Consider the following 24,234-nt stretch of genomic DNA (forward strand, 5'->3'; position numbering starts at 1 on the left):
TATTTCAGCTATATATATAATTTATTTTATTACAGCGGTATACAGAACCTAAACAAGCGTCATTTAGCATAAACACCTACTCAACAGAGTACTAAAGCGCGTAAAGCAAATAGCCAGGCAATCAGTATTAGTATTGTACGAATATAATTAAGCCTGACCCATAAGGTTACCAAATGAGATACCCGTTCCGTAAAAAGGGTATCCATACGCTGAAACTTGATAATCGTTGGAATGAAAAAAGTAAACGTACTTATTCGTTCACAAAACGTTAGCAACGCTGCGGCAAGCCACCAGTTATAGCCCGGCGCCCCTAGCCAGATAACAATAAAACTGGCCAGTGTCAGCAGGGTAAGCGGTAGGGTTGTTACAAAGGCCCAGAATTTCCGTCCAGAGTCCAATTCACGCATGGCTTCCCGATCGATGTAACAACCGGATAAGGCCGACTTTCTGAACCATTGGGGTATAACGACTTTAATTTCATAGAGTCCTGCCCCAAAGGCAGTTCCCAGGTTCAGGACAAATAGCAACAACAGGATTTGTGGTAAATAGCTCATGGCGACGCCCATTAACGGTTTGGATTAAGAGCGAAACCTAAGCGTTTGAAAGCCCTAATCCAGACAAATGGGAGTCAACAGAGCCACTACGGCGATAAACAGGGCGAAATGAACGATGAACAAACAGGCTTTACGCTCAACGTTCAACCATCTGATAAGCCAAAAAGCGTTGGGGTAATTTTTATCGTTACCCGTTCGTGTGTGGTGTAAGCAAAAAGTTTGTTTTTTAGACCGTTCATTCAGAGCGGATCATTCGGTCAGAGCAGCTAAACCACGATCAGCACACCCACCCGCACTGATTTTTCTGATCTGATGAACAAGTTTACTTGGTACAATCAACGAACACAACAAACAGGCTTCACCCAATGGAAGAAACAATTCAGGCGTACATCAATGCGTACAATGCCAAGGACATACCCGCCCTATTAGCCCTGCTGGACGACCAGATATTTTTCGAGAATATTTCCAATTCATCGGGTATTACGCAAACAACGTCTAAACAAGCCTTCGAACAGCTAGCTCTCCAATCGGCGGATTACGTTGCGGAGCGTAAGCAAGTGGTTCGTTTCATGGTGGTGAGCGCCACGGCTGCCGCTGTCGAAATTGATTACTCTGCTACCCTTGCCACAGATCTGCCTAACGGCTTAAAAGCAGGTGATACAATTCGTCTTCGCGGAGTAAGCATTTTTGAAATGAAACATAAAAAGTTTACCCGTATCAGCGATTACAGTTAACCGGTTCAGTATCAGAGTCAACAAACACTCCTTTATCAGCGTAAGGAGCCGATACGGGCAATTACCTTCCTTGCTTGTCAGCTTGCTGCCTAACTATTAGCTCTTACCCACAAGCTCCTTACTTGATATAGACTTTATCTAAGAAAGCAATTAACAATACAACTGACAATTAGGCAATTAGAATTGAAACGAGTTAGCTTTAAACCAGTTGACAAAGATTTTTATACGGTCTATCCATTAATACTGCCACTTCACAAGCTCATCCTTCACCGGGGATTACCCACCCAGTACTTTTGTCATGTCCGTAAGTGAACGGAGTTTGTCCATATACGGACAAGGTTAGCCATTGGCACAAAACGTAAATACTTGAAAATCAATAGCATTTACTTCTTGGCACAACCTTTGGCTTATTGACAATGAACTGTAAACAACACCAAACACAACGACTACCATGTTACTACCCATGCTTCATAAACTGGCTCTTTCGGCCCTCATCAGTGCTTCTACGCTAAGCAATCCTACGACACCCAAAGCGTTTGATGCCAGCGCCTTTGTCACCATCGACAACCACATTCGGGTATCCGTCGTCAAAACAGCCGATACGGCCATTGAAGTCCTTCTGCGGAACGCCGAAAACGAAGTGGTTTATCAGCAATACATCGGCAGAAAAGACGAAAAGTTTGCCTTGAAGCTGAATGTCGACCAATTGACTGATGGCAAGTACGAGTTAGAAGTAAAATCCAACGGAACTAGCTTTCGCAAGCAGCTTAACCTGTCTACGCAGCCGGTTCGGGAAACCAGCCGAGTGGTCGCCATGCACTAATCTTTCCGCTTTCACCGCACCCGTTCAAACCCGGCTCAGGCCGGGTTTTCTTTTTTGGTACCAGCTAATGCGAACAGCTTATGGAGTCGCAACGTCAATTAATTGGATTGAACCATTTATATTAATCCTTGTAAGACCATTCTTCACCCATCAAAACCCAATACGCGATGCCAACCTCACTGCATACGGACGTTCTGCTGGTCGGTGCTGGCCCAACGGGGCTTTCCCTGGCCTGCCAATTTCTGCGTCATGGCGTCGATTTTATCCTGATTGACAAAGGAGAAGGCATTACGCCATACTCCAAAGCAATTGGGGTACAGGCGCGCACGCTGGAAATTTACGAACAGATTGGTTTGGCGAAATCCTTGATTGAGAAGGGTAACATCGCCGAAAAAGCGCAACTGCTTGAGGATGGCAAGGTTCGCGGAGAGGTGGCACTGGCCACCGTCGGTCAGGGACAAAGCCCTTACCCGTTTCTATTGTTAGTCGAGCAAAGCCAGCACGAACAGCTACTCTATACTTTTCTAAAACAGCAAGGTAAATCGGTTCAGTGGAAGACCAGCCTGGATCAATTTTCGCAGACAAGTGAGGGCGTAACGGCCCACGTAACAACGCCGACCGGCGACCAACAGACGATTACCGCGAAATACCTTGTGGGTTGCGATGGCGCAAAGAGCGTTGTCCGTCACACGCTCGGTTTATCCTTCGCGGGTAGCACGTTGGAGCGGCTTTTTTACGTAGCCGATGTACACATCAACTGGCCGCTTGACCATAACTCGGTCAGGATTTGTTTGGCGAAAGCAACGCTGACCGCTTTTTTTCCATTGCCCGGCGAAAACCGCTACCGGATCGTAGGCACATTCCCCGAAAACGACCAACAAGCGGAAGGAACGGTATTGTACGAAGCCATCGAACGACAAATAAAAGCAGATACGAAACTAGCCTTGGACATTACCCAGGTCAACTGGTTTTCGACGTACAAAGTGCACTCCCGGCGAGTAAGCGCGTTTTCCGACGGACGGTGCTTTGTGGCGGGTGATGCTGCGCACATCCATACACCCGCCGGTGGGCAGGGTATGAATACGGGTATTCAGGACGGTTATAACCTGGCCTGGAAACTGGCATTTGTGCTCAACCACCAGGCCGATGACCGCTTGCTGTCAACCTACAACGAAGAACGCAGTGCCAACGCGAAGCACCTCCTGGAAACGACCGACCGTATGTTTGACTTCGGCGCTAGTCCCGACTGGTTTCTGGCGAACTTACGCACGTATGTAATTCCTTACGTCGCTCATGTTTTGCTTGGACTTGATGTAGTCAAAAAAGCGGTATTTCCGTTGATTTCACAGATTGGTATCAACTACCGATCCAGTTCCCTGAGTGAGTCGGGTATTCATCCCTTTTCCAAGGTGCAGGCAGGTGATCGTATGCCCTACGCGCTGATTGATGGAGAAAGCATTTATAATGGGTTGCGCTACCCGAAATTTCATCTGCTTGTCTTTGGCGATGCGGCTGAAAACGATCCGGATAAGCTCCATGCGTTTGTCGACCGAAATCAATCCATTCTGGACATCCATCACTACCCGCTTTCGCCCACCATTCAATCGCTGTTTGCTATAGAAGGCAACTTCAGCGTTCTGCTCAGACCCGATAATTACATAGCCCTACTCGATCGTAGTTTATCGGCAACTCAGCTAAAAAGGTATCTCAGGAAAACCATTGGCTGTGCTATTAACTGACCGTGTCAATCAGAAAGCGCAAAGCGCCAGCAGGCGCTGTTTATCAAACATCCTAGCTTTGCTTATTGGCGTTGAGCGTCAGCGTCATAAAGTAAAAAAAGTTGAACAAAGTCAGCGGTCAGCTCATTAGAAGATAGCGTTGTTTTTGGCGCTTATTCATCTATATGATCGTATGAAGACGTTTTACACCTTCTCAAGTGTCCTGCTCGCTGTTGGTTTCGGATTGACCGCCTGCGAAGATCACAGACTCAGCCCTAATGCATCCTTCCCCGAACGCATTAATTTCGTTGCGCAGCGTCAGTATCCCGAAGGCTTTGCCTACTCGGCCCAACTCGACCGATTTCTGGTTTCGTCCATCACGCAGGGGAAAGTAGGTACGGTTGATGTCAACGGCAATTATGCCGACCTGATCGCACCACCCGAGCTGATTAGCAGCATGGGTATGCGAGTCGCCGATGGGCGTCTTTTTGTTTGCAACGCTGATCAGGGGGTATCGACCAAAAGTACACCGCAAACCACCCGAAAGACAGCTGAATTGTTGGTATTCAACATTGCCAGTCGTCAGTTAGAGCGCCGGGTCGATTTAGACGATTTATACACGAGTCCTGCTCATCTGGCCAATGATCTGGCGGTACAACCAGACGGTACCGTTTACGTAACCGATTCGTTCGCACCCGTTATCTACAAAGTGATGCCTAATGGCCAGGCGAGTGTTTTGGTAGAAAATCCGCTTTTTGCGAGCGCTACGTTTGGGCTCAACGGTATTGTTTACCATCCCAACGGCTATTTGATCGTTGCCGTAACCAGCGCCGGCAAGTTGTATAAGGTTGATCTGAAGAACGGAAACGCCATCTCGGAAGTGGGCGGTCTACCCAACTTGCCGGGTGATGGATTGAGCCTACTCAATGGTGATCTGTACGTAGTGACGGGCAGCGGTAGTCAGGTCGCTCAACTGCGAAGCACGGACGACTGGAAGACAGCTACGGTTGTCAAACGAGACACCGAAGGATACAGTCAGGCTACAACAAACGTAGCGGTTAATGGCAGCATCTATTCGCTCAATGCCCGGATTGGCGAAATTAGCGCGGCTATGGGCGACGCGTCTAAACTGCAATCCAACACGTATAGCATTCAGAAATTCAGGTAAGCAACGTCTGGTTTGCTGCTGTTACTGATTTAAATAACGGCAGCAAACCGGACATATCTTTTGTCTTACAGCCCCGCTGATTCAGCGAAAACCCGGATTAACGTTGCTGTCTCCTACCCGGCAATGCTATTTAGTTTCTGCCTATCCTGTTCGGTTAATGTGATGGCTCCTACTGCCATGTTTTCCTCCAGATGCTTCACGTTAGACGTACCCGGAATAAGCAAAATGTTATCGGCATGATGCAGCAACCAGCTCAATGCGATCTGGTGTAGAGTAGCTCCTTTTTCAGTGGCAATACGCTGGATCACATCTTCCTTCTGAGCATCCATGCCACCGCCAATCGGGAACCAGGGAATAAAGGCGATGTTTTGTTGCCGACAATAATCCAGCACCGGCTCCCACTCCCGGTTGTACACGCTGTAGCGGTTCTGCACCGACACGACCGGAAAAAACTGCTGCGCTTTCTTAATCTCTTCTACCGATACTTCGGAAAGGCCGATGTGGCGGATTTTGCCTTCCTGCTGCGCTTTTTGCAGAAACTCAAACGTAATTTCGGCGGGTATTTTCGGATCAATGCGGTGTAACTGATACAGTTCGATGCGATCCAGTTTCAGCCGTTGCAGGCTCCCGTTCAGTGCTTCGTGCAAATGTTGGGGACTGGCATCGTTATGAATATCGGCCCACGGCCCAAAACGAACCAAACCTCCCTTTGTCCCGATGACCAAGTCTTTTGCATAAGGATGAAGGGCCTGGGCGATCAATTGTTCCGAGGTAAACGGCCCGTATTGATCGGCTGTATCAATGAAGTTGCAACCCAGCTCTACGGCCCGACGGAGTACGTCAATCGAGTTTTGCGGATTTTCGGGCATTCCCCAGATAGCAGGACCGGTAATACGCATTGCACCGTAACCAATACGGTTTACTTCCAGATCACCTCCCAGCAGAAAGGTGGTTTTTAAACTACTGTTTTCCATAAAGTTAATTAAACGATTGTCGAAATTGAAGTGGTGACAGATTGGTTTTGCTCTTGAATAGTTTGTTGAAGGATTGGGGGTATTTAAAGCCGAGTTGGTACGCTATTTCACCGACGGACAACGTTGTCGTACTCAGAAACTCCTTTGCTTTTTCAATCAGCTTATTCTGAATATGCTGCTGCGCATTTTGCCCCGTCATACTCCGTAGCAGGTCGCCCAGGTAGTGCGGTGATACGTGTAGCTGGTCAGCAATGTACTCTACGCTGGGAAGACCGGCTGTAAGCGTCTGGTCGCTATTGAAGTAATCGGCCAGCAGCAACTCTAGCTTTGTGAGCAGATCGTTGTTGATCTTCTTTCGGGTAATGAACTGCCGGTTGTAAAAACGGTCGGCATACTGAAGCAGGAGTTCCAGCTGCGTAACGATAATGTCTTGGCTATGCCGGTCTATGTTCGAATGATATTCGTCTTCGATGTTGGCCAGTATCGTTTCGATCAACTGCTGTTCTTTATCGGAGACAAACAAGGCTTCCGTCAGTTCGTAGGAGAAAAATCCGTATTGCTTGATGGTTTTGCCCAGGGTGTATCCTTGCAGAAAATCGGGATGAATCAGCAGCACCCAACCGTCCGTAGCACCGGCACTTGTATAAAGAAGTTGACCGGGAGAGATAAACGACAAAACGCCTTCGTCGAAATCGTAGTAGTTTTGCCCATACCGCATTTTACCGTCATAGTTCTTCTTCATACACACCTGATAAAAAGGATAAATAACCCGTTCATTCAGTAGTTGGGGCGATTGTTTTACCTTATCCAGTTGAATGACGCTCACCAGCGGATGTTCAGGCTTGGGAAGGTGCAACAGTCGGTGCAGTTCACTGATGGATTGAATCACGCGAATGGGTTGCTGCTCTTCTTTTTTCATGGACTAGAACGGTTTGCCAAGCAATAAGACTTAAAAAGACGTGCTGTTGACGACAGTACAAATGTCCGCCAAAGCGCACTAAATAAAGTAGCCGGATTCCGTTTTGTTGTATTCAGAACGGATTAGTACGGTCTCTGACAATGAACAGACTTAAGCAGTGAGCTGGCTACGATTGAGAATACGGAGATCTGTTTTATCTTCCATCTAAGTAAGCTACGGCTTCCCAACAAAGAGCATACCCAGTTTTTTTGGTTGAGCATCCACGCTCGTCAATTAAAAATATCAGGCTTATGAAAAAGCTTCTACTCCTGTCCCTTATTGGTTTAAACGCTTGCCAGGAACCTGTGTGCGAAAAAGGCATCGACCAGACGACGGGCCTGGCCATTCGCGTGTTAGACCGGCAGTACTTTGCCTATGACCAGAAACAAGGCGAGGATTTAACCCGCAACGGCCTGATGATTAGCAGTCGGGATCAATATGAGAACGTGTTTTCGCAGTGCTGTGGGAACCGCCTTGAGAACATTGATTTCACCCAGTACGATTTACTTGGCTTAACGACGGTTAACCGGGGAAGCAATAGCCACTATATCCGCGATGTGAAACGAGACGATACCAACAAAAAAATTACGTATACAGTCAGTGAAGCGTACTGCACTCGCTCATCCCCCGTTGAAGGACACAGCAATTTCGTCGTTGTTCCCAAAATACCAGCGGGTTACCAAGTTGACTATGTGCGCAACCAATGAAGTTATCAGGCTTTTTCATCAACCAATCTATCAGTTTCGACTTAGGCTTGACGTACACGGTCGGTGACACTGGATCACTGAACACGTTACTAGCCGGTAGTGCCAATGCCGTGACGCCTAACATTCCCAAAGCCCTGAACATAGGCTTAGGATTCCAAGTCTGTTTTGGCAAAAAATAACCTGTCCGTGGCTCTTGTCTCAACCAAAAACCGCTAGCATCTAGGCGGTTTTTGGTTGCTCTGCTGCGCCTAACAAGCGCCAGACAGCTGCCAGCACCTATGTTCGATTCAATGCTTTTCGGTAGGTGTCGATCGCTCGTTGGCGGGCGAAGTTGTGCTCGATCATGGGCTTTGGGTAGTCCGGCGTACCGTACTCGGGTATCCATTCCCGGATGTAAGCTTCTTTCGGATCGAAGGTTTTGGCTTGCGAAACCGGATTAAAAACCCGGAAAAACGGCGAAGCATCGTTGCCCGAACCAGCGACCCACTGCCAGTTACCGTTGTTGGCCGCCAGATCGTAGTCGCGCAGCTTTTGGGCAAAATAAGCTTCACCAATCCGCCAGTCGATCAACAGGTGTTTGATGCAGAAACTAGCGGCATTGAGCCGAGCCCGGTTATGCATCCAGCCAACCTGGTTCAACTGACGCATACCCGCATCTACCAGCGGGTACCCCGTCATGCCTTGCTGCCAGCGTTCAATGTCTTCTTCGCGGTTCAGCCAGGGAACAGCTTCGTAGTTTGGTCGAAACGGCTTATGTTCAACGTGGGGGAAATGATCTAAAATCTGAAAGTAAAAATCACGCCAGATCAGTTCGGTCAAAAAACGCTCGCTGTGCGCCTGAGCCTGGCGCACCAACTGCCGGATGCTGATGGTGCCGAAGCGTAGATGAATACTCAGTTGGGTGGTTCCTTCCAGAGCGGGCTTGTCCCGGTTCTTGGCGTAGTGCTCTAACAGTTGATCCGATACCTGCGTAGCCGGAAACGACTCGTTGACGGGTTTGAACTTCATAGACGCTAAACTGGGTATTGACTGAGCCGCCGTCTGATAGAAGTTGTTAAAATAATCCCGAGTCGGGTAAGAGCGAACGTAAAAGTCGGTCAGGTTGGCTTTCCACTTCCGTTGATAAGCGCCAAAGACCGAGTAAGGCTTCTTTGCGTCGGTCAGGACCTCGTCGGTGTCGAAGATCGTCTGGTCTTTGTAGGCGTGAAAACCAATCCCTTGCTCCGCTAGCAATTGCTGGACCTGCTGGTCGCGTTCTTTGGCGTAGGTCTCATAGTCAGCGTTGGTATACACGCCGGCCAGCGGCATTGCCTGCATGATTTGTTTCCAGATCGTCAGCGGTTCACCGTAATATACCAACAGTGTAGAGCCCAGTTGAGTCAGCTGGTCCTGTAGCGCATGAATCTGCTGGTGAATAAACGCGACCCGGCGGTCGTGCCGATCGCTCAGCGGGTCAAGAATGATGCGGTCGAAGATAAAAACAGCCAGAACCGGATGCCCGCTTTTGAGCGCGTGGTAGAGAGCGGCATTATCGTCGAGTCTCAAATCACGGCGGAGCCAGCAGAGGGCAATGGGTTGGTCAGTTGAAAAGGTCATAACGGATCAAACAAACGACATAAACGGGTTAAGTCCGTGTTGATGCCACAGGGACAAGGTCTATCAGCCTTCATATCGCTTTGTCAATCCACTTTGTTCGACCAACCGTCGAAAATGTCTACTCTGGAAGATGCGCTAAATAATTTTTAACCGTTCTTCCTCCAGATCGATCTGATACAGCTGCTGGCGGATAATCGCTTCGTCAATCAGAGGATCTTTGTTCAGTTCAGCCAGATACTGTCGTTGACTTTCGAGCATTTCCACAAAAAGAGACTTTGTTTTTACGTTCATCCACCGGTCATCCGTAGCTTTAGCCCGCTCTTCCCACAGCGTCAGGAATTTTTCCATACTAGCCTGACCGTTCAGTTCTTTCTCGTGTTTCGCCTTCAGAAATTGGTAGACGTGCTGCTTTAAGCCCTGTTTCATTTTTTGTCTGACCTGTTCTTCCGCTTCTTCGTTGAACAAGCCGTCAAACAACCTCGACCGGGCTATCAGGTAAGGCAACGTAAGCCCTTGCACCAGCAGGGTAAGCAAGATGGCAACGAAGGTAATCACCAGAATAAGGTTTCTGTGTGGGAAGGCAGCGCCATTATCCAACGTGATGGGTATCGCCAAAGCAGCCGCCAGCGACACCACACCGCGCATACCTGTCCAGCCAAGAAGCAGGGGCATCAGCCAACGCCTTCTGTTGGAACGAGAGATGGGGGCTACGCTGGGCCGGAAAATCAGGGTAGCGATCAAGGCCGCGTATGAACTAATGATTCGGGCAACGATCAATACGCCCGTTATCAGTACGCCATAACCAATGGCGGTACGGAGCGGGATGCCTTCAGCGCGTACCCCTTCGACAATTTCGGGAAGTTCCAGACCGATGATTAGAAAAACAATTCCATTCAGTATAAACACAAAACTTTCCCACACGCTAAAGCTTTGAATCCGGCTGGCACTATTGAGAAAAACAAGCCGCCTAGCCGACATAAATAAGCCACCGCTCACGATAGCCAGCACCCCCGAACAATGCACCTGTTCAGCTACCCAGTACAGGCAATAGGGTTCGATAATCGTCAGCGTAATGTGCGATTGCGCATCGAGGGGAAGACGTTTATGAGTTTTAACAAAAATCCAGGCCAGCAGCAGACCAATGCCTGCCCCCCCGATTACCATCCATAAAAAACTAAGAGCCGCTTGCTGCCAAACGAACTGACCCGTACCGGCGGCTACCAACGCGAACCGAAAGATAATAAGCGACGATGCATCGTTGAGCAAGCTTTCCCCCTCCAGAATAACGGAGGTAGCTTTGGGAATTTTCACAAATTTGGTAATCGCACCAGTACTTACCGCATCCGGTGGCGACACGATTCCACCCAGCAAGAACCCCAGGGCAATGGTAAATCCGGGAATGAAATGGTTGGCCACCAGCGCTACCGAGAATGCCGTAAACAGCACGACGAGAAACGCAAAGCTGCCAATCATACGCCACCATTTCTTCATTTCCTTGAATGAGATCGTCCAGGAAGCCTCAAACAAGAGGGGCGGCAGGAAAATAAAAAAGATAAGATCAGGATGGATACGGACGATTGGCAGTCCCGGAATAAAACTGACGAGTAGCCCTGCCACCACCAGCAGAACGGGATAAGCAATCTTTAGGTGAGTCGCCCACGCATTCAGCAGCACGATGGTGGCTACCATAGCGAGTAAAAAAGGTAAAAGGGTGTGCATTAAGTCAAGGTTGTGTAGTTGGCTGTTTATTCGCTTCAGCAATATATCATTTACCGACTGTATCAGCTACAGAAGCCTTGATCGGCAACGGATAAATTCCCTACCTACTGTGGTTAAAATTACTTTTATTGGTCAAGGGCAGGCTGCATAGGTCAATGAAGATCGACAATGGATTGATCCCAGAGAGCGTCTGCTCATACCAATCACTCACAGGAATGACAGATTGCCCGGCGATGCATCGTTTCAGCCTTATGCTCTGGTTTGTTTTTGTAACTTTCCTTCCGCGGATAAGCTTGTTAAGATCAACAGAAACAACGATATAAATCGCTTCCTGTTGATTTACCGTATATTGCTTAATCGTTCAGTAATTTTTGCTTGACGAAATAAGATATTTAGAGGAATGACATTATTCCACCCCCATGTGGACTTACTTTATTCGGAGTAACGCCAATATATGGTTTTCGCTGATTGGCATCTTGGTTACCCATTTTCGCTTACTAGGTCAACCGCTACCCCCTCAATGGGACCGTCTGTCGCTGGCCGATGGGTTATCCCAGTCTTACGTGACCTGCATGATTCAGGACCGGCTGGGCTTTATGTGGTTTGGCACGGCAGAAGGGCTAAACCGCTACGACGGCCTGCAATTTAAATCCTGGTTTCATCAGGCCAACAATCCCAATAGCATTAGTAATAACCTAATTGATGCTTTGCTGGAAGACCAGCACGGGCACATCTGGCTAGGAACCGAAGACGGACTCACGTGTTACCTCCCGGAGCAGGACACCTTTGTGCGCTACTACCACCAGCCCAATAACCCCAATAGCCTCAGCCACAATAAAGTATGGGCGTTGTTAGAGGACCGACAGGGTTTTATCTGGATCGGAACGACAAACGGGCTCAATCGGTTCGATCCTGTGCGGAAGCGGTTTACACGTTATCCCTTTCAAGAACACAACCCCAACGGAATCAGCAGTCCTAAAATCCGTTCGTTGTATCAGGATCTGCAGGGATTGATCTGGATTGGCACTTACGGCGGTGGCCTAAACGTCCTGAATCCAGGCACGAACCAGTTCACGGTTTATCGCCACAAAGCCACGAATCCGCAAAGCCTGAGCCACGATATCGTTACCAATATGTACGAAGATCGCCAGGGGCGGTTCTGGGTGGCTACTTACGGGGGTGGGCTCAATCTGATGGACCGCCGAAAAGGAACCTTCAAAGCGTTCAGAAACCAGGCTGGCAACCCCAATAGCCTGAGCCACGACGCGGTGTACACCCTCCTGGAAGATAAACAGGGGCAGTTCTGGGTAGGTACGGATGGGGGTGGTCTGAACTTGATGGACCGCTCGAAAGAGGTATTCACCCGCTATTTGCCAATGCCTACGGATCGGCATAGTTTGTCCTCACCGGTCATCAAAACGATTTTTCAGGACCGCCAGCAGAATCTCTGGCTAGGCACCTGGCAAGGAGGAATCAACATTCGCTATGCCGCCCGCCAGCCGTTTCGGGTCTACAAGTCGGACCGCTATGCTTCTGCCGGTATGCGCACCGAATTGATAACCGCCTTTCTGGAAGACGAAGCGGGCCACATCTGGATAGACGTCGATGGTAACAGTCTGAGCCGATTCGATCCGAAAACGAATCAATTTACCTACTACCCGAACGTATCTGGCCTTAAGCAATATCCATTTACGAACATATTGGACCCCCAGGGCAAACTATGGCAGCTAACCCGGACAAGTCCCTGGCGTCACTGGCTAGACGACAAAACTGGCCTTATAAAAAGCTGTCAGCCAACTAGTAACGACTTACTGAACCAGCAAATTGATAAAGTCCTGAAAGACTGGCAAAACAACTGGTGGATGGTTGGTCAACGGGGGGTGGTCCGCTTTGATTACAGGCAGCGCTGTTATCAAACCTTCCGCCATGAACCAGCGAATCCGTATAGCCTGGCTAAAGGCAACATTTCAACCATCTTCGAAGATCAACAACACCGGGTTTGGTTGGGCGTTGCGAATGGCATCGATCTGTTTGATTCCGTTACGCACCGGTTTTCCCACTACCCTTTTGACCGAACCGGACAGTACGGAGGAGCGATTGGTATTACCCAGGACAATCGCGGCCTGATCTGGGTAACCTCAGGGGACGGGGAGCTGTTTCGGTTAGATCCTAATCAAGGGCAACAGGCTAAATTAACGCATTCGACTTCACTGGGACAAAGCGCAATGGGCGTCCTGACCGACGCTCAGAACCGGATCTGGATAACAACCCGGAAGGGTCTACTGTGCTACGACACCAGGCAATCTTCACTCAACCAGTATGACCACCGGGATGGTTTGCAAAGCGACGAGTTCTTGATAGGCTCTCTGCTGAAAGCGCGAAATGGATTATTTTACGTGGGCGGAATCAGTGGCTTTAATGTATTTGACCCGTTACAGATCCAGAAAAACCCTTACCAGCCACCGGTAGTGCTGACGGATTTTCAACTGGCCAATCAAGCCGTCCCAATCCGGAACAGCGCGGGTGACACGCTTCCCGAAAAAAGTCCGTTGCCGCTGGCTGTTCCCTACGTAAACCAACTGGAGCTTGCCCATAATCAGAATGATTTTTCGTTTGGCTTTGCGGCCCTCAATTACTACCTGCCTCAGAAAAATCGGTTTCGCTTTCGGCTTAATGGCTATGACACACACTGGCGGGAAACCAACAGTACTCAGCCAGTAGCTTCTTATACGAACATTGACCCAGGTAATTATAGCTTCGAAGTCCAGGCGGCTAATAACGATGGACTCTGGAATAAGCAGAGCCTTTTACTACCGATTCTTATTCACCGCCCCTGGTGGGCCAGTTACTGGGCGTACGGGCTATATGGACTACTGGTCGTTGGACTCAGTCTACTGGCCATTCGTCGTTATCGGCGCCGGTTGACGCAAAAACAGCTTGCCCAGCAGCAAGCCTACGAGGACGAACAAGGACGAGTGATGACGGCCTTAAAAAGTCATTTCTTTGATAACATAACACATGAGTTTCGTACGCCCTTGACCCTGATTCTCACCCCTACCCAGCAGTTAAAGGAGAAATTATACGATCCGACTCAGGAAGTACAAAATCATCGTCGGCTGGATACGATTGATCGCAGTGCGCACCAACTGTTGAGTCTGGTCAATCAACTGCTGGATCTTTCGAAACTGGAAGCCAAAGCCTTACCGGTGGAAGAATCGACAGGCGATCTGGTTTTGTTTGTCCAGACAATCGTTGACTCATTTCGCACGCAGGCCGAAGTCCGGTCCATTCAGCTGAATTTTGATTCGGCCGGAATGCAGCCTGCCTATTGGTTCGACTCAACCAAACTTGAGCGTATTTTGGTCAACCTGCTGGCAAATGCGCTCAAGTTTACCAACGCAGGCGGAACGGTTTTGACCCAGCTTACGCCCCTTGACGACGGCGTACAAATCATCGTGTCCGATACCGGTATTGGCATAGCACCCGAAGAGTTACCCCGCATCTTTGAACGCTTCTACCGGGTGACCAACGTCCGTCCGGACAAGCTTTCCAAAGATCGGCAGCGAGAAGGCAGCGGGATCGGGCTGGCACTGGTGTATGAATTGGTGCAGCTGCAAAAAGGTAAAATTGAGGTACAAAGCCAGGAACGGGAAGGCACTACTTTTCAGGTAACGCTTCCCTACCGACCAGTGGCGGCTGCTCTTTCTGCGACAACAGCAGTCGATCCAGCACCGCTCCATAAAGCTACGGAAGAAACCCCTGTCGTGCTGGTGGTTGAAGACAACGCTGAACTGCGACAATTGATCGCTGAGAGTTTACCGGCTCACTACAGGGTATTGCAGGCCCTAAATGGGCAGGTCGGTTTTGAGCAGGCCGTTGAGCAAATCCCTGATTTAATCATAAGCGATGTACTGATGCCGGTCATGGATGGTTATACGCTGGTCAGGCATCTAAAAAACGATTGGCGTACCAGTCATATTCCGGTGCTACTTTTAACGGCTAAGACAGCGCCAGCCAGCCGCCTGACAGGGTTGAGCCTTGGCGCTGACGATTATCTTACCAAACCGTTTCAGATCGAAGAGTTGCAATGGCGGGTACATAATCGACTTCAGCAAGCTCAGCAACTGCGTAACAGGTTTAAAGCAAGCCTGACTCAGCCGGACCAGGAAACTTCTATTCCCGGCTCTGCCCCCATAGACCCCTTCCTGGAATCGGTATACGCGCTAGTGGAGCAACACCTCGACGATTCAACGTTTGGAGCGGAAGCCCTGGCCGCTACCCTGGAACAGAGTCGTATGAGCGTATACCGCAAGCTTAAGGCACTGACAGGGCTGTCGGCGAGTGAATGCATACGCGGTTACCGGTTAAAACGTGCCTGCGTTTATTTGCAGCAGGGTATGTCGGTTACCGAAACCGCTTATCAAGTAGGCTTTGAGAGTCCGGCCTACTTCACCAAGTGCTTTCGGGAAACCTATCAGCTGACTCCTACCGAGTTCGCCCGATCCAATACGCCTTTGTCGTAACATTTTTGTCACAACCTCGACACTTAACAATAAATGATCGCTTTGCAAATTGGCTAACTGGTGTACGAATTGCCCTTTGGATAAGCGCTTGTCAACAGCTCACGGCGGAACCTACTTCGCCCACCACATTCACCCTTCGGATTGTGGCGACATGGTCGATACGAACCGTATCGACCACGCAAACCGTAGCGCAATCGCCGAATGACTGGCGTTAGCCGTTGTGCGCCAGAACATGACGACGTCCAACATTCATAAAGTGTATATCGTAGTTGTGTTTAAGCTGTCGGTAGATTACCCGCGCAAATCGCATTAAAGCACCGCTGCTATTTTGCCACCCGCTCCGCTGAATCGTACTGGGTTCTGCCGAATTGTTGTGATAAAATAACCCCGTATGGTCCTCGTAGAAGAGCCCTTTACCTTTGTTTTGCAGAAAGGAGATGCACATTCTGTACTCCGTTTGGTCTGGTGGAGTTGTTTCGTCAAAAGGGCCAAATTTATCCAGAAAGGAGCTACGGCGCAGGTGAGGATGGTCACTGTAATAATGCACTTTCCGGTAGTTGATAGCCAAGGGTGAAAAGACCATTTCCGAAAACATAGTGGAATAAGGCTTCAGGTAAGGATAGCGGAAGTAGGCATAAAAGCGTACAATATCCAGCTCGGAACGTTTATTCATTTGCGCTAACGACTCGCGAAGCGCGGCTGGGAATTGGGCACCTGCTTCAAAATCATCTTCAACAAACAGGGTATACGGCGTCTTTACCGCCCGCTGGCCCTTATTCATGTTATAACCAGCACCCATGTTACGGGGGGAGGTAAGCAACTCGAAAGAGAATTTCTGTTGTAGCTTCTTGATTCGATCCAGGTGAAGAGGCTGACTACCATCGTCCGTTACGATAATAGCTGCGAACTGGCAGTTAAGCGCCTGAAAACTCTTGAGCAGATTTTCCAGCGAAAGGCTTCGATTGTAGTTGGTGATTAATACCGTTACCTCGTTGAATGCGTGAACCATGATAGCGTATCGTTTTGAGAGAATATAGTGCCGATTGGCTGATTCAAATGTAGCGGTCAGTCAGGGCTAGGCTAAGTGGATTTCGATGAGCAGCTGGTTTAGCCCGTTTTTAGGTTACTTTAGACGATAAACCGAATTATAAAACGATAAATAACTCTTATAAAAATCCCTATTTAGTTTACCATTTTACCCGTCGATACGAATTTTTACTTTTTCATGTTACTATCAAGCGCTATGCTGGGAGTATGTTGACAATCGTACTATGGTTACGCACCAAAAACTAAAACAGCCCGGTACCTGAACAGTACCGGGTTGTTGATCCACTTTCAGTTGGCGATATAAACTGCGATTACCGTTGTAGGTATTTAAGGGGGTCCACTACGTTATAATCCGTATCGTCCCGTAGAATGCTGTTGAGGGAGCCAAGGTGAGCCGCCCCAATGAGTAGTAACGCCCGTTTCGCCTTCGTTTTTAGTTGGGCAGTAACCATGTTGGAGTATATTTTGTAATCTCTGTTTTTAAAAACAGAGATCAGTTCAGCACCAATATAGGCGGGGTTGATAAAGGCCGTATCGACCATTGCATCCGGATTTTTAAATGTTCCATTCACCACTCTCGCTGGCGTGATATAGCGTAGATGATAAATTTTGTTGTAAGTCTCAGGCTGATTGATAAAAACCAGGTAGTTCGTAAACGATAATTTATTTTCCTGTAGGGCTATTACTTTTTCAACGACCATTGATCTCAAGGCCGCCCCTTCTTCTTTATACAACTGGATGTTCTCACCATTATCCAAAATGCCTTGCGAAGTTCCTCCCGGCGCATTGACGCAATGTATTTTGGGTAGACCGAGTTGTTTAGCCATTCTAAAGGCTAGCTGGTAAACTTCACTTCGACCATCTTCCAGTTGATCGAGTTTTAGCTTGTCGTGAACGTAGAGATTGTATAAACTGTCGATCCGTTGTTGTTTGTCAGGAAGCACCTCCACCATGATCAGGTCAGGCCGATAAGGCAGAATCCGTTTTGCAAACGCAGCAAGCTCACCTTGTTGTTTAGGCAGCAAAACGTCGGTGTTTGGATTACCGCTGTTATAAAGTTGGGCAAGGTGGTCGGACCCCAACAGCATAATATCTGTTTTTTGAGCCTGCACGGATGCACTAAGAAGTGATGCTACTACCGCTGTCAGGAGTATACGTTTTACGTTCATTCGAGTTTTCACAGTATAGAAGGTTGATTGTGCGGCCTTGGCCACTCAGCACAAAAATAGCGTAAAACGACAGTGTAGTGTTTTTGTTGATTCGCGACAGGTCGCTTCGGCAAACTGGTTTTGCCGACTAGCAAGTTGATTTAATTACGACTGATCACGCTGAATGGTCAAACACGCTCGATATAGATTCGCCCTGCGTCCTGACAGTACTATTTCTGCTGTCAGGACGCAGGGCGAATGAAATGCAAAGAGGAAGGTTAGTAATTGCGCGGAACTAGTGTAACGGTATCTATCCAATAGTCATTTAACGCCCGAAAGTAATTCTCCCATTGTTCCAGACCCAAAGGCTTTGTAATGAATGAATGAGCGCCTAGTTCATAAGCCTTTGCAATTATAGCACTGTCTTCATTGTGGCTTAACACAACAATCGGTAAGCGGGGATAGTCCTCTCTAATCCTTTTTAGCAACTCAAAGCCCTGATCCGAGCTTGGTAAATTTAAATCGAGTAGCACTAAACGGGGAAAATCACGTTGCTCAGCAGCCGTTATTTGCAGGTGAATCACTGCCTCTTCAAGAGTAGAGGCCATAACTGGCTGAGCCAGGGGCATCTTTTCTCGTAAACCGAAAGCGATTAAAAGTTGATGGTCCTTATTATCCTCTACGACCAATAAGGGAAAGGATCTTCTTAGGTGGCGACGCTTGTCGTCAGGAGTCATTCTAGCGATTGTTGAGTACTTGTGTATTGAGCGCTCAACAATGCACAATCAATATTAATTCTGCTAATTCCCGTTGGAACACCTCTTTTTTTTAATAGAATATAAGGTACTGTGTAACACATTACTAACCTGCTTGTTATGACAAAAAGAACACCCTTCCTTCACTGGCTTCCTTTCAACGAAGATCCCTTGGCGAGAGCCGTGTATTCATTCTGGACCTAGTGGAAGGGTAATTCTTAGTCGCTTACTTAACTCATATTGCCTCTCAGTAGACAAATCAGTGTAAGCTTGGATTGACTGGATGCGCAGGACGATCTCTTTCACCCTTGCTTACAAAACCATCATCAATGCTGTCTTCATCGTCTTCTTCTACCAGTAAAGAATCGGCATAGGACTTAACCATATCGTTCTGCACGCCGGAAAAGTCGGGAGCGTTGGGAATAATCAGCCAGGCATTAACCGACTTAGCTTCCTCTGTTTCTTGGTTGTCATTAGCTTTCTGCGAACGGCTCTGTTCAGCCATACGTTCGTTTTGCCAATAAAACGTTTCATCCTGATGGTTATAGAAGCCAGTCCGAGAACCCGAATCGTCTGTATTCAAAATCATTGAATAGTTATTTTCGAGTGATTCAGCGGTGAGGTCAGGTGGGGCCTGCGTTGCTGAATACCATTTGCCAAGTTCAATGTCCGTGTCGGGTAAAATCGCCATAGTAAGGTTGTATTCAATAGTAGACCACAATGTACACAATTCAGCGATAGTAAGTTTGTCTAGAGAAATAACTAGACGGCGGGCAACATACTGTGCTTAAGCGGGCCGTATTATTAACTCATCGGCCTCAAAATCCACTTAAATTGTTTACATTTATCCATACAAAAATCATATACTCATCTTAGATAACTTTTCAACCATGAACAAGCTCGTATGGATTAGTTGCGTAGGCGTCGCTACGGTGTTGACCGCTTGTCGCGAAGCCAACCAGGAAGTAACCCCCGATTTGGCTTCACCGCTAGTAGGAAAATTTAACGTTACTTATCTGATTGCGGGCCCAATGAGTCAGACCAGGCAAGGGGGAACCGGTTCGTTTGTGCGATTGGAACGAAAGAGTAATAATACCCTACTGGTTAAGGTAAGAATTGATGACGGAATGGTTCAAGTCAACGATCAGTACGAGGCCAGAATCACACCCGTTAGCTTGCAAGCGTATAGTCAACAAGAAGCTGGCCTTCGCAGTCGCTATAGCTTGACGGCTGCTAACTTAAGCCCACTTGGTGGGGAAAGTGTGAGCCAGATTAGTCTTTTCCAGGACGGAACGATTCGGGCGGCACTGGGCTACGTAAACTCCTTAGGACAAACCGTCAGTCTGGGAGTAAACTTGTAGGAAAGGCCAAAGTGCAGAATCCTATCGTTCCGTTAATTGATAGCGTCTCTTAACGCACGAAATACACGCTCGATCAAAACCTTGTTTAGTATGAGCCTAGCTATTGAAAAGTCTTATACGGGTAACAGCTACGAAACCGATACAACAGCGTTGCACACCATTCATTAGACTGATACGTTTTTCCAATTGTTTAATCGCCTAACATCATGAAAAAGCAACTTATCATTCTAGGGCTTACTGCATGCGTTGCTTGTCAGCACGATGCTCCAAGTGTTCAGCCGGTGCTTGCTCCCGATGCTGCGAAAATTATAGCGGGTACCTATATGGCTACCATAGCACGGATTCCTGACGTAAAATCGTATCCCATCAACGGTAAAACGATCACCTTTCAAATCGAACGCATTGCCCCTGACACGGTACGCGTCAACGTGCAGGCTCCTGCTAACGGCTTCTATTCGCCCGCCAGAGACACTACCTACAATAAAGTTTATGTGCTTACAAAGCCACAAGGCTACTATCTGACATTAGAAACTGACAAAACCCAGCCGAATAATCAGCTGGGAAGCGAACTCGTAATTGCCTCCCCTCTGGCACCCGATACCTCACCAAACTGGGCATCGTACGTATTTCTACCTCCGGGCTACAAACTAGGTCGCGTATCGGCTGAATTTACCAAAGTCAAGTAGCACAAATTGCCCGGCGGAGAGCAATACCTGACGAAGAATTTCGAAAAGTCTAAAATCGTTGCTCGCTTGAAGTGGTAATTCAAGCGAGCAACGATTTTTGTAACAGCCGTTGCTTGTATGTTAATCAAGCACATATACTTGGTCAAAACCCTTTTGTGTCACTCCGAGAAGAGTATATCAAATAGACTTACCCATAGTTATTACTACATACAAAAAAAGTAGCCAGCTTAGATGCTGGCTACTATGTACTATCCTTGTTTTAGTCGTGCTATTTCTGGCCAAACGTAAAGTAGACACCTGCTCCCAGCAAAAGCCACTTTCCTGTTTCACCATCACCAAAAATCAGATGATAACCCGCATCAGCATTTAATCCCAAGCTAGGTGAAAGAGCATATTGCAGCCCTACCTTAGGAGCCGTCCCAAAGTTGTTAGCGCTGTTCGATGCTTTAAACGTCTGGTAACCATTCGTAATTTCGAATGTGGCAGCGGCTCTGTATAATCCAGCCTCCAGCCCAACATAAGGGCGCAAAGCGGACGTGGAGAAAAAGTACTCGGCTTGCCCTGTCACCATAAGAATATTCCCAGACGCTTTGACCGATCCATTAACACCTGCTCCAGGGTCAATAGCGAAGTTCGCCGAATTACTGGTCGTAAAGTAGCGACCGTTTAAGCCAACGGCTAAATTAGGTTTAATGAAATAGCGTAGCGTCGCTCCGCCCCCCCAGAGGCCGTCCGAAAACGAGGAGCCAGATTCAGTTAGAGCCAAGTAATTGCCCATTAGGTTCGCTTGAAACTGTGCCTGGGCCTTGGAGGAAAAAAGTAGTGCGCCTACAACCAGAAATAAGTAAGTTGTTACCTTGAAAGAGCTTTTCATGCTGAAGATGCTGCTTTAATTGAGGCTAAGTTAGAGTTTATGAACACAGCGGCCTACCTTCATTTAGTCAAAGGCGGCTAATTGGGCTTGTTCATAATGTATGCTCTAATCTGTCTCCACATGACATTAGTCCAATGGTTCGAGAGCCAGACGAGTTAATCGGCCAGAATCATCCCAGTATAAAGCAATCAACCCATCTGTTCGCTCAGCTAGTAACCGGAATCCTTGCTCGACAGCGTACCGATGCCGCGCATGTACCATGTCTACCCCTTCCTGATAAGATACTACAATTCGTTTAACCCCAAACGGACTACCAACTGGCCAGTTGCGTTGACTCACATTATACTTCATCAGAGTTTAGAACAGCTAAGTGAATAGAATTACTTAACGTCTAGACCCCTTAACTGCTAACTTAGTTGTAAGAGCCTAACAAAGCGCTTAGGCAATGATTTTATCGGTTTTAGTAGTCGTATCCCTTCCTACCAGTCCTGCTGCCCAAATATACCTTCGAACTAGTTTCAGAAGCTGTTGATAGTAGAGCTACCCAGTATTACATTAATTTCCACGCGGGGCGTCGTATTCTGAGAAACAGGGGCGAAGGGCAGCTTGTACTGTTTAGGCTGAGAACGAGCACCATGTGAACAAAGAATTGGTGTACTGAATAACCCTTGCGTCATTACACGGCTGTCCTTGTAAAGCTTAAATAAACAATAGTGTATGCAAACAAAAAACCGCCAACGTTTCCGAAGGCGACTTAAGTTGCTGGTTATCAGCTGAGCCAGTGGAGGGATTCGAACCCCCGACGCGCTTGCGCATCCTGATTGCAAATCAGTTTTGTCTATTTATACTTACTATCTGCTTGTTTATTATTAATACTGTTATTCAATACATTATACAAAGTAGCGGTATATTTATTTTCGTCTTAATTCTGGTTTTTGAGGAAATCTGTATGCAAGCGGCTTAGCTACCTGATTATCGTATAGACATACTGACTACTCTTCACCATGAATGCAACGGCCAACTTTTACTTCGATACTCGCCAGCAAAAACAGGATGGCACCTACCCTATTAAGCTACGCATCACCTACCAACGATAGCAGCGCTACTACCCTACTGAAATTAATCTGACGCTCGATCAGTGGCACAAAGTCTGTGAGCCCAAGCCACGCGAGGATTTTATTAAAGACACAAAGGCTTTTCTAGATGCAATCAATAAAAGGGCTGAGCAGATAATAAGTGTACTGCCCGTGTTCAGCTTTACCGAGTTCGAAAGTCGTTATAGCAGTAAAAGTCCAAACCGCCCTGACAATGTGCTCATGGCTATGGAGCAGTACATCGATCAGCTTTCTAGAGAAGGTCGCGCCAGTACAGCTAGTAGTTATAAGGATTCGCTGGTTGCCATCAGGACTTATCATAATCGACAAAGCGTTTTATCTTTTTCGGCTATTACACCCGTTTGGCTTAAAAGCTTTGAGCTGTGGATGACTGGCAATAGTCGCTCCCTGACAACAGTGGGTATTTACCTGAGGAGCCTTCGCACGATCTATAACCGCGCAATAGAGGAAGGCATTCCGGAGAAATTAAAGCGATCATTGAGCGTTGGGGACAGCGGCCAATTCGGCCTAACCAATATATTTTTAACGTCCTCAAGCCCGGCTTAACGCCAGAACAGGAATTAGGGAAAATTCGACAATTCGTTAAGATGACGAATATTTATATTCGTCAGATAGCGTCTACAGTTGATATCGACAAAGACGTAACGACCGACACGGCTCGCCACTCATTTAGTACCGTCCTGAAGCGCCGATTAAGTTTATCAGTGAGCGCCTGGGTCATCAGGAATCCGGACGACTGAGAGCTACCTTGACAGCTTTGAAGATGACGTAAAAGCGCAGTACGCTAGTGCGCTGACCTCGTTTAAAAAGAAGGACAAAGAGTAGCTAGTCTCTACCCCCATAAGTGGTTTAGTTGAAAGACTGGCGAAACTCGACGGGTGATACATTCGTCTTTTGCTTAAATAGCTTATTGAAGGATTGAGGATGCTCAAAACCTAGTTCGTACGCAATTTCAGCAATGCTTAGACTGCTGGTGCTCAGCATATCCTTAGCCTTTTCAATCAACTTATTGTGGATAAACTGCTGCGTACTTTGGCCAGTTAGCGACTTGAGCATGTCGGTCAGGTAGCGGGGTGATACGGCAAGATAGTCTGATAGCTCTCTAACGGAGGGTAATCCAGAAAGCGACGCGTTTTGGCCATTGAGCCTGGTTGACAGATACGCGTCCAGTTTAGCAATCAAATCATTGTAAATAGCCTTCCGCGTAATAAATTGTCGATTATAAAATCGATTGCAATAGTTGAGTAACAATTCGATTTGAGAGACAATAATATCCTGGCTGAATGAGTCTATATTCGTTGCCAGCTCACTAGCTATGCTGTCAAATAGATCAGTAACAATGGATTTCTCTTTCTCGGATAAAAATAGGGCTTCCGAAACGGCGTAGGAGAAAAATCCGTATTTATTAATTGTATTTCCAAGTGGATAATGCCGGATAAGATCCGGATGAAAATAAAGACTATAGCCTTCGTAGCTGCTTTCTTCTCCCGACATCGTGACTAGCTGATTCGGGGCCAAAAAAGCCAAGCCTCCTTCGTCAAAATCGTAGTACCCCTGCCCGTACCTTACCTGCCCTTGAAACTTCCGCTTAAAGGATATTTTGTAGAAGTTGATAATAAACGATGTTCCCGCATCAGCCAGATTCACCGCTAAGTTGCTGTAGTTAACCAATGCGATGAGTGGATGGAGCGGCTTAGGCTGCGCGATCCGCTCCATCAACGTTGAGATGCTAGTGACTAGATGCGTTTTCTTATCAGACGCTTTCATATCACAT

At 47.6% G+C, this 24,234-nt stretch carries 25 protein-coding genes; 13 read left to right on the forward strand and 12 right to left on the reverse strand.

Features of this window, described 5'->3' with window-relative positions; all coding sequences use genetic code 11:
• Nucleotides 1-80 precede the first annotated feature (80 nt).
• A complete protein-coding gene (locus tag LQ777_RS16165; protein ID WP_232558966.1) occupies nt 81-554 on the reverse strand; it encodes an anthrone oxygenase family protein in 474 nt (157 codons plus the stop codon).
• A gap of 45 nt (nt 555-599) precedes the next feature.
• On the opposite strand from LQ777_RS16165, the gene LQ777_RS16170 reads away from it, so the two are divergent.
• The 5 genes from LQ777_RS16170 to LQ777_RS16190 all read left to right on the forward strand — a co-directional run bounded on the left by LQ777_RS16170 (nt 600) and on the right by LQ777_RS16190 (nt 4,997).
• Entirely contained in the window at nt 600-764 is a 165-nt protein-coding gene (locus LQ777_RS16170) for a hypothetical protein (protein WP_232558967.1), read from the forward strand.
• Between the two features lie 155 nt (nt 765-919).
• A complete protein-coding gene (locus tag LQ777_RS16175) occupies nt 920-1,288 on the forward strand; it encodes a nuclear transport factor 2 family protein (RefSeq protein WP_232558968.1) in 369 nt (122 codons plus the stop codon).
• 451 nt (nt 1,289-1,739) lie between these two features.
• Nucleotides 1,740-2,111 carry a hypothetical protein gene (locus LQ777_RS16180; protein WP_232558969.1) on the forward strand — a complete coding sequence of 124 codons (372 nt, stop codon included), beginning with the start codon at nt 1,740-1,742 and terminating at the stop codon, nt 2,109-2,111.
• A gap of 167 nt (nt 2,112-2,278) precedes the next feature.
• Entirely contained in the window at nt 2,279-3,850 is a 1,572-nt protein-coding gene (locus tag LQ777_RS16185; RefSeq protein ID WP_232558970.1) for an FAD-dependent monooxygenase, read from the forward strand.
• 172 nt (nt 3,851-4,022) lie between these two features.
• Nucleotides 4,023-4,997, forward strand: a complete 975-nt coding sequence (locus LQ777_RS16190; RefSeq protein ID WP_232558971.1) for a gluconolaconase — start codon at nt 4,023-4,025, stop codon at nt 4,995-4,997.
• A gap of 113 nt (nt 4,998-5,110) precedes the next feature.
• Here LQ777_RS16190 and LQ777_RS16195 read toward each other — a convergent pair whose 3' ends face one another.
• Nucleotides 5,111-5,971 carry an aldo/keto reductase gene (locus tag LQ777_RS16195; protein ID WP_232558972.1) on the reverse strand — a complete coding sequence of 287 codons (861 nt, stop codon included), beginning with the start codon at nt 5,969-5,971 and terminating at the stop codon, nt 5,111-5,113.
• Between the two features lie 4 nt (nt 5,972-5,975).
• Nucleotides 5,976-6,890, reverse strand: a complete 915-nt coding sequence (locus LQ777_RS16200) for a helix-turn-helix domain-containing protein (protein ID WP_232558973.1) — start codon at nt 6,888-6,890, stop codon at nt 5,976-5,978.
• A gap of 290 nt (nt 6,891-7,180) precedes the next feature.
• On the opposite strand from LQ777_RS16200, the gene LQ777_RS16205 reads away from it, so the two are divergent.
• Both LQ777_RS16205 and LQ777_RS16210 read left to right on the forward strand, forming a co-directional pair.
• The gene (locus LQ777_RS16205; RefSeq protein ID WP_232558974.1) at nt 7,181-7,636 is read left to right on the forward strand and encodes a hypothetical protein; all 456 of its coding nucleotides are present in this window, start codon (nt 7,181-7,183) and stop codon (nt 7,634-7,636) included.
• Nucleotides 7,633-7,815: a hypothetical protein gene (locus tag LQ777_RS16210; protein ID WP_232558975.1), complete on the forward strand. Its 183-nt coding sequence runs from the start codon at nt 7,633-7,635 to the stop codon at nt 7,813-7,815. Before LQ777_RS16205 ends, LQ777_RS16210 begins: the two co-directional genes overlap by 4 nt.
• 97 nt (nt 7,816-7,912) lie before the next feature.
• Here LQ777_RS16210 and LQ777_RS16215 read toward each other — a convergent pair whose 3' ends face one another.
• Nucleotides 7,913-9,232: a cryptochrome/photolyase family protein gene (locus LQ777_RS16215; RefSeq protein WP_232558976.1), complete on the reverse strand. Its 1,320-nt coding sequence runs from the start codon at nt 9,230-9,232 to the stop codon at nt 7,913-7,915.
• 135 nt (nt 9,233-9,367) lie between these two features.
• Nucleotides 9,368-10,951, reverse strand: coding sequence for a Na+/H+ antiporter (locus tag LQ777_RS16220; protein WP_232558977.1), 1,584 nt, complete (start codon nt 10,949-10,951; stop codon nt 9,368-9,370).
• Nucleotides 10,952-11,370: 419 nt separating this feature from the next.
• On the opposite strand from LQ777_RS16220, the gene LQ777_RS16225 reads away from it, so the two are divergent.
• Both LQ777_RS16225 and LQ777_RS30515 read left to right on the forward strand, forming a co-directional pair.
• Nucleotides 11,371-15,474, forward strand: coding sequence for a hybrid sensor histidine kinase/response regulator transcription factor (locus tag LQ777_RS16225; RefSeq protein ID WP_232558978.1), 4,104 nt, complete (start codon nt 11,371-11,373; stop codon nt 15,472-15,474).
• 76 nt (nt 15,475-15,550) lie between these two features.
• Nucleotides 15,551-15,679, forward strand: coding sequence for a hypothetical protein (locus LQ777_RS30515; protein ID WP_255720679.1), 129 nt, complete (start codon nt 15,551-15,553; stop codon nt 15,677-15,679).
• A gap of 6 nt (nt 15,680-15,685) precedes the next feature.
• Here LQ777_RS30515 and LQ777_RS16230 read toward each other — a convergent pair whose 3' ends face one another.
• From LQ777_RS16230 to LQ777_RS16245, 4 genes are all read right to left on the reverse strand, one after another.
• Nucleotides 15,686-16,483: a glycosyltransferase family 2 protein gene (locus LQ777_RS16230; RefSeq protein WP_232558979.1), complete on the reverse strand. Its 798-nt coding sequence runs from the start codon at nt 16,481-16,483 to the stop codon at nt 15,686-15,688.
• A gap of 349 nt (nt 16,484-16,832) precedes the next feature.
• Complete coding sequence (locus LQ777_RS16235; RefSeq protein WP_232558980.1) at nt 16,833-17,690, reverse strand: DUF5694 domain-containing protein; 858 nt, start codon at nt 17,688-17,690, stop codon at nt 16,833-16,835.
• Nucleotides 17,691-17,947: 257 nt separating this feature from the next.
• Entirely contained in the window at nt 17,948-18,406 is a 459-nt protein-coding gene (locus LQ777_RS16240; RefSeq protein WP_232558981.1) for a response regulator, read from the reverse strand.
• A 277-nt stretch (nt 18,407-18,683) separates the two neighbouring features.
• On the reverse strand, nt 18,684-19,115 hold the full coding sequence (locus LQ777_RS16245; RefSeq protein WP_232558982.1) for a hypothetical protein: 432 nt from the start codon (nt 19,113-19,115) through the stop codon (nt 18,684-18,686).
• A gap of 199 nt (nt 19,116-19,314) precedes the next feature.
• Here LQ777_RS16245 and LQ777_RS16250 point away from each other — a divergent pair, with 199 nt between their 5' ends.
• Together LQ777_RS16250 and LQ777_RS16255 are read left to right on the forward strand one after the other, a co-directional pair.
• Nucleotides 19,315-19,785, forward strand: coding sequence for a hypothetical protein (locus LQ777_RS16250; RefSeq protein ID WP_232558983.1), 471 nt, complete (start codon nt 19,315-19,317; stop codon nt 19,783-19,785).
• Between the two features lie 206 nt (nt 19,786-19,991).
• Nucleotides 19,992-20,471 (forward strand): hypothetical protein, encoded by a 480-nt coding sequence (locus LQ777_RS16255; RefSeq protein ID WP_232558984.1) that lies wholly within the window; start codon nt 19,992-19,994, stop codon nt 20,469-20,471.
• Between the two features lie 268 nt (nt 20,472-20,739).
• Here the strand turns inward: LQ777_RS16255 and LQ777_RS16260 are convergent, their stop codons facing one another.
• Both LQ777_RS16260 and LQ777_RS16265 read right to left on the reverse strand, forming a co-directional pair.
• Complete coding sequence (locus tag LQ777_RS16260) at nt 20,740-21,345, reverse strand: outer membrane beta-barrel protein (protein WP_232558985.1); 606 nt, start codon at nt 21,343-21,345, stop codon at nt 20,740-20,742.
• Between the two features lie 126 nt (nt 21,346-21,471).
• Complete coding sequence (locus tag LQ777_RS16265; protein WP_232558986.1) at nt 21,472-21,696, reverse strand: hypothetical protein; 225 nt, start codon at nt 21,694-21,696, stop codon at nt 21,472-21,474.
• A gap of 971 nt (nt 21,697-22,667) precedes the next feature.
• Here LQ777_RS16265 and LQ777_RS16270 point away from each other — a divergent pair.
• Nucleotides 22,668-23,006 carry a phage integrase SAM-like domain-containing protein gene (locus LQ777_RS16270; protein WP_232558987.1) on the forward strand — a complete coding sequence of 113 codons (339 nt, stop codon included), beginning with the start codon at nt 22,668-22,670 and terminating at the stop codon, nt 23,004-23,006.
• A 41-nt stretch (nt 23,007-23,047) separates the two neighbouring features.
• Nucleotides 23,048-23,200, forward strand: a complete 153-nt coding sequence (locus tag LQ777_RS16275; protein ID WP_232558988.1) for a hypothetical protein — start codon at nt 23,048-23,050, stop codon at nt 23,198-23,200.
• 109 nt (nt 23,201-23,309) lie between these two features.
• Here LQ777_RS16275 and LQ777_RS16280 read toward each other — a convergent pair whose 3' ends face one another.
• The gene (locus tag LQ777_RS16280) at nt 23,310-24,227 is read right to left on the reverse strand and encodes a helix-turn-helix domain-containing protein (RefSeq protein WP_232558989.1); all 918 of its coding nucleotides are present in this window, start codon (nt 24,225-24,227) and stop codon (nt 23,310-23,312) included.
• Nucleotides 24,228-24,234: the final 7 nt, after the last annotated feature.

The organism is Spirosoma oryzicola, from assembly GCF_021233055.1.
Classification (GTDB): Bacteria; Bacteroidota; Bacteroidia; order Cytophagales; family Spirosomataceae; genus Spirosoma; species Spirosoma oryzicola.

Excerpts from the sequence above, each read along its gene's own strand:
- LQ777_RS16165 (WP_232558966.1), bottom strand. The coding sequence starts at position 554 with ATGAGCTATTTACCACAAATCCTGTTGTTGCTATTTGTCCTGAACCTG.
- LQ777_RS16175 (WP_232558968.1), top strand. The coding sequence starts at position 920 with ATGGAAGAAACAATTCAGGCGTACATCAATGCGTACAATGCCAAGGAC.
- LQ777_RS16180 (WP_232558969.1), top strand. The coding sequence starts at position 1,740 with ATGTTACTACCCATGCTTCATAAACTGGCTCTTTCGGCCCTCATCAGT.
- LQ777_RS16185 (WP_232558970.1), top strand. The coding sequence starts at position 2,279 with ATGCCAACCTCACTGCATACGGACGTTCTGCTGGTCGGTGCTGGCCCA.
- LQ777_RS16190 (WP_232558971.1), top strand. The coding sequence starts at position 4,023 with ATGAAGACGTTTTACACCTTCTCAAGTGTCCTGCTCGCTGTTGGTTTC.
- LQ777_RS16195 (WP_232558972.1), bottom strand. The coding sequence starts at position 5,971 with ATGGAAAACAGTAGTTTAAAAACCACCTTTCTGCTGGGAGGTGATCTG.
- LQ777_RS16200 (WP_232558973.1), bottom strand. The coding sequence starts at position 6,890 with ATGAAAAAAGAAGAGCAGCAACCCATTCGCGTGATTCAATCCATCAGT.
- LQ777_RS16205 (WP_232558974.1), top strand. The coding sequence starts at position 7,181 with ATGAAAAAGCTTCTACTCCTGTCCCTTATTGGTTTAAACGCTTGCCAG.
- LQ777_RS16210 (WP_232558975.1), top strand. The coding sequence starts at position 7,633 with ATGAAGTTATCAGGCTTTTTCATCAACCAATCTATCAGTTTCGACTTA.
- LQ777_RS16215 (WP_232558976.1), bottom strand. The coding sequence starts at position 9,232 with ATGACCTTTTCAACTGACCAACCCATTGCCCTCTGCTGGCTCCGCCGT.
- LQ777_RS16220 (WP_232558977.1), bottom strand. The coding sequence starts at position 10,951 with ATGCACACCCTTTTACCTTTTTTACTCGCTATGGTAGCCACCATCGTG.
- LQ777_RS16225 (WP_232558978.1), top strand. The coding sequence starts at position 11,371 with ATGTGGACTTACTTTATTCGGAGTAACGCCAATATATGGTTTTCGCTG.
- LQ777_RS16230 (WP_232558979.1), bottom strand. The coding sequence starts at position 16,483 with ATGGTTCACGCATTCAACGAGGTAACGGTATTAATCACCAACTACAAT.
- LQ777_RS16235 (WP_232558980.1), bottom strand. The coding sequence starts at position 17,690 with ATGAACGTAAAACGTATACTCCTGACAGCGGTAGTAGCATCACTTCTT.
- LQ777_RS16240 (WP_232558981.1), bottom strand. The coding sequence starts at position 18,406 with ATGACTCCTGACGACAAGCGTCGCCACCTAAGAAGATCCTTTCCCTTA.
- LQ777_RS16245 (WP_232558982.1), bottom strand. The coding sequence starts at position 19,115 with ATGGCGATTTTACCCGACACGGACATTGAACTTGGCAAATGGTATTCA.
- LQ777_RS16250 (WP_232558983.1), top strand. The coding sequence starts at position 19,315 with ATGAACAAGCTCGTATGGATTAGTTGCGTAGGCGTCGCTACGGTGTTG.
- LQ777_RS16255 (WP_232558984.1), top strand. The coding sequence starts at position 19,992 with ATGAAAAAGCAACTTATCATTCTAGGGCTTACTGCATGCGTTGCTTGT.
- LQ777_RS16260 (WP_232558985.1), bottom strand. The coding sequence starts at position 21,345 with ATGAAAAGCTCTTTCAAGGTAACAACTTACTTATTTCTGGTTGTAGGC.
- LQ777_RS16265 (WP_232558986.1), bottom strand. The coding sequence starts at position 21,696 with ATGAAGTATAATGTGAGTCAACGCAACTGGCCAGTTGGTAGTCCGTTT.
- LQ777_RS16270 (WP_232558987.1), top strand. The coding sequence starts at position 22,668 with ATGGAGCAGTACATCGATCAGCTTTCTAGAGAAGGTCGCGCCAGTACA.
- LQ777_RS16275 (WP_232558988.1), top strand. The coding sequence starts at position 23,048 with ATGACGAATATTTATATTCGTCAGATAGCGTCTACAGTTGATATCGAC.
- LQ777_RS16280 (WP_232558989.1), bottom strand. The coding sequence starts at position 24,227 with ATGAAAGCGTCTGATAAGAAAACGCATCTAGTCACTAGCATCTCAACG.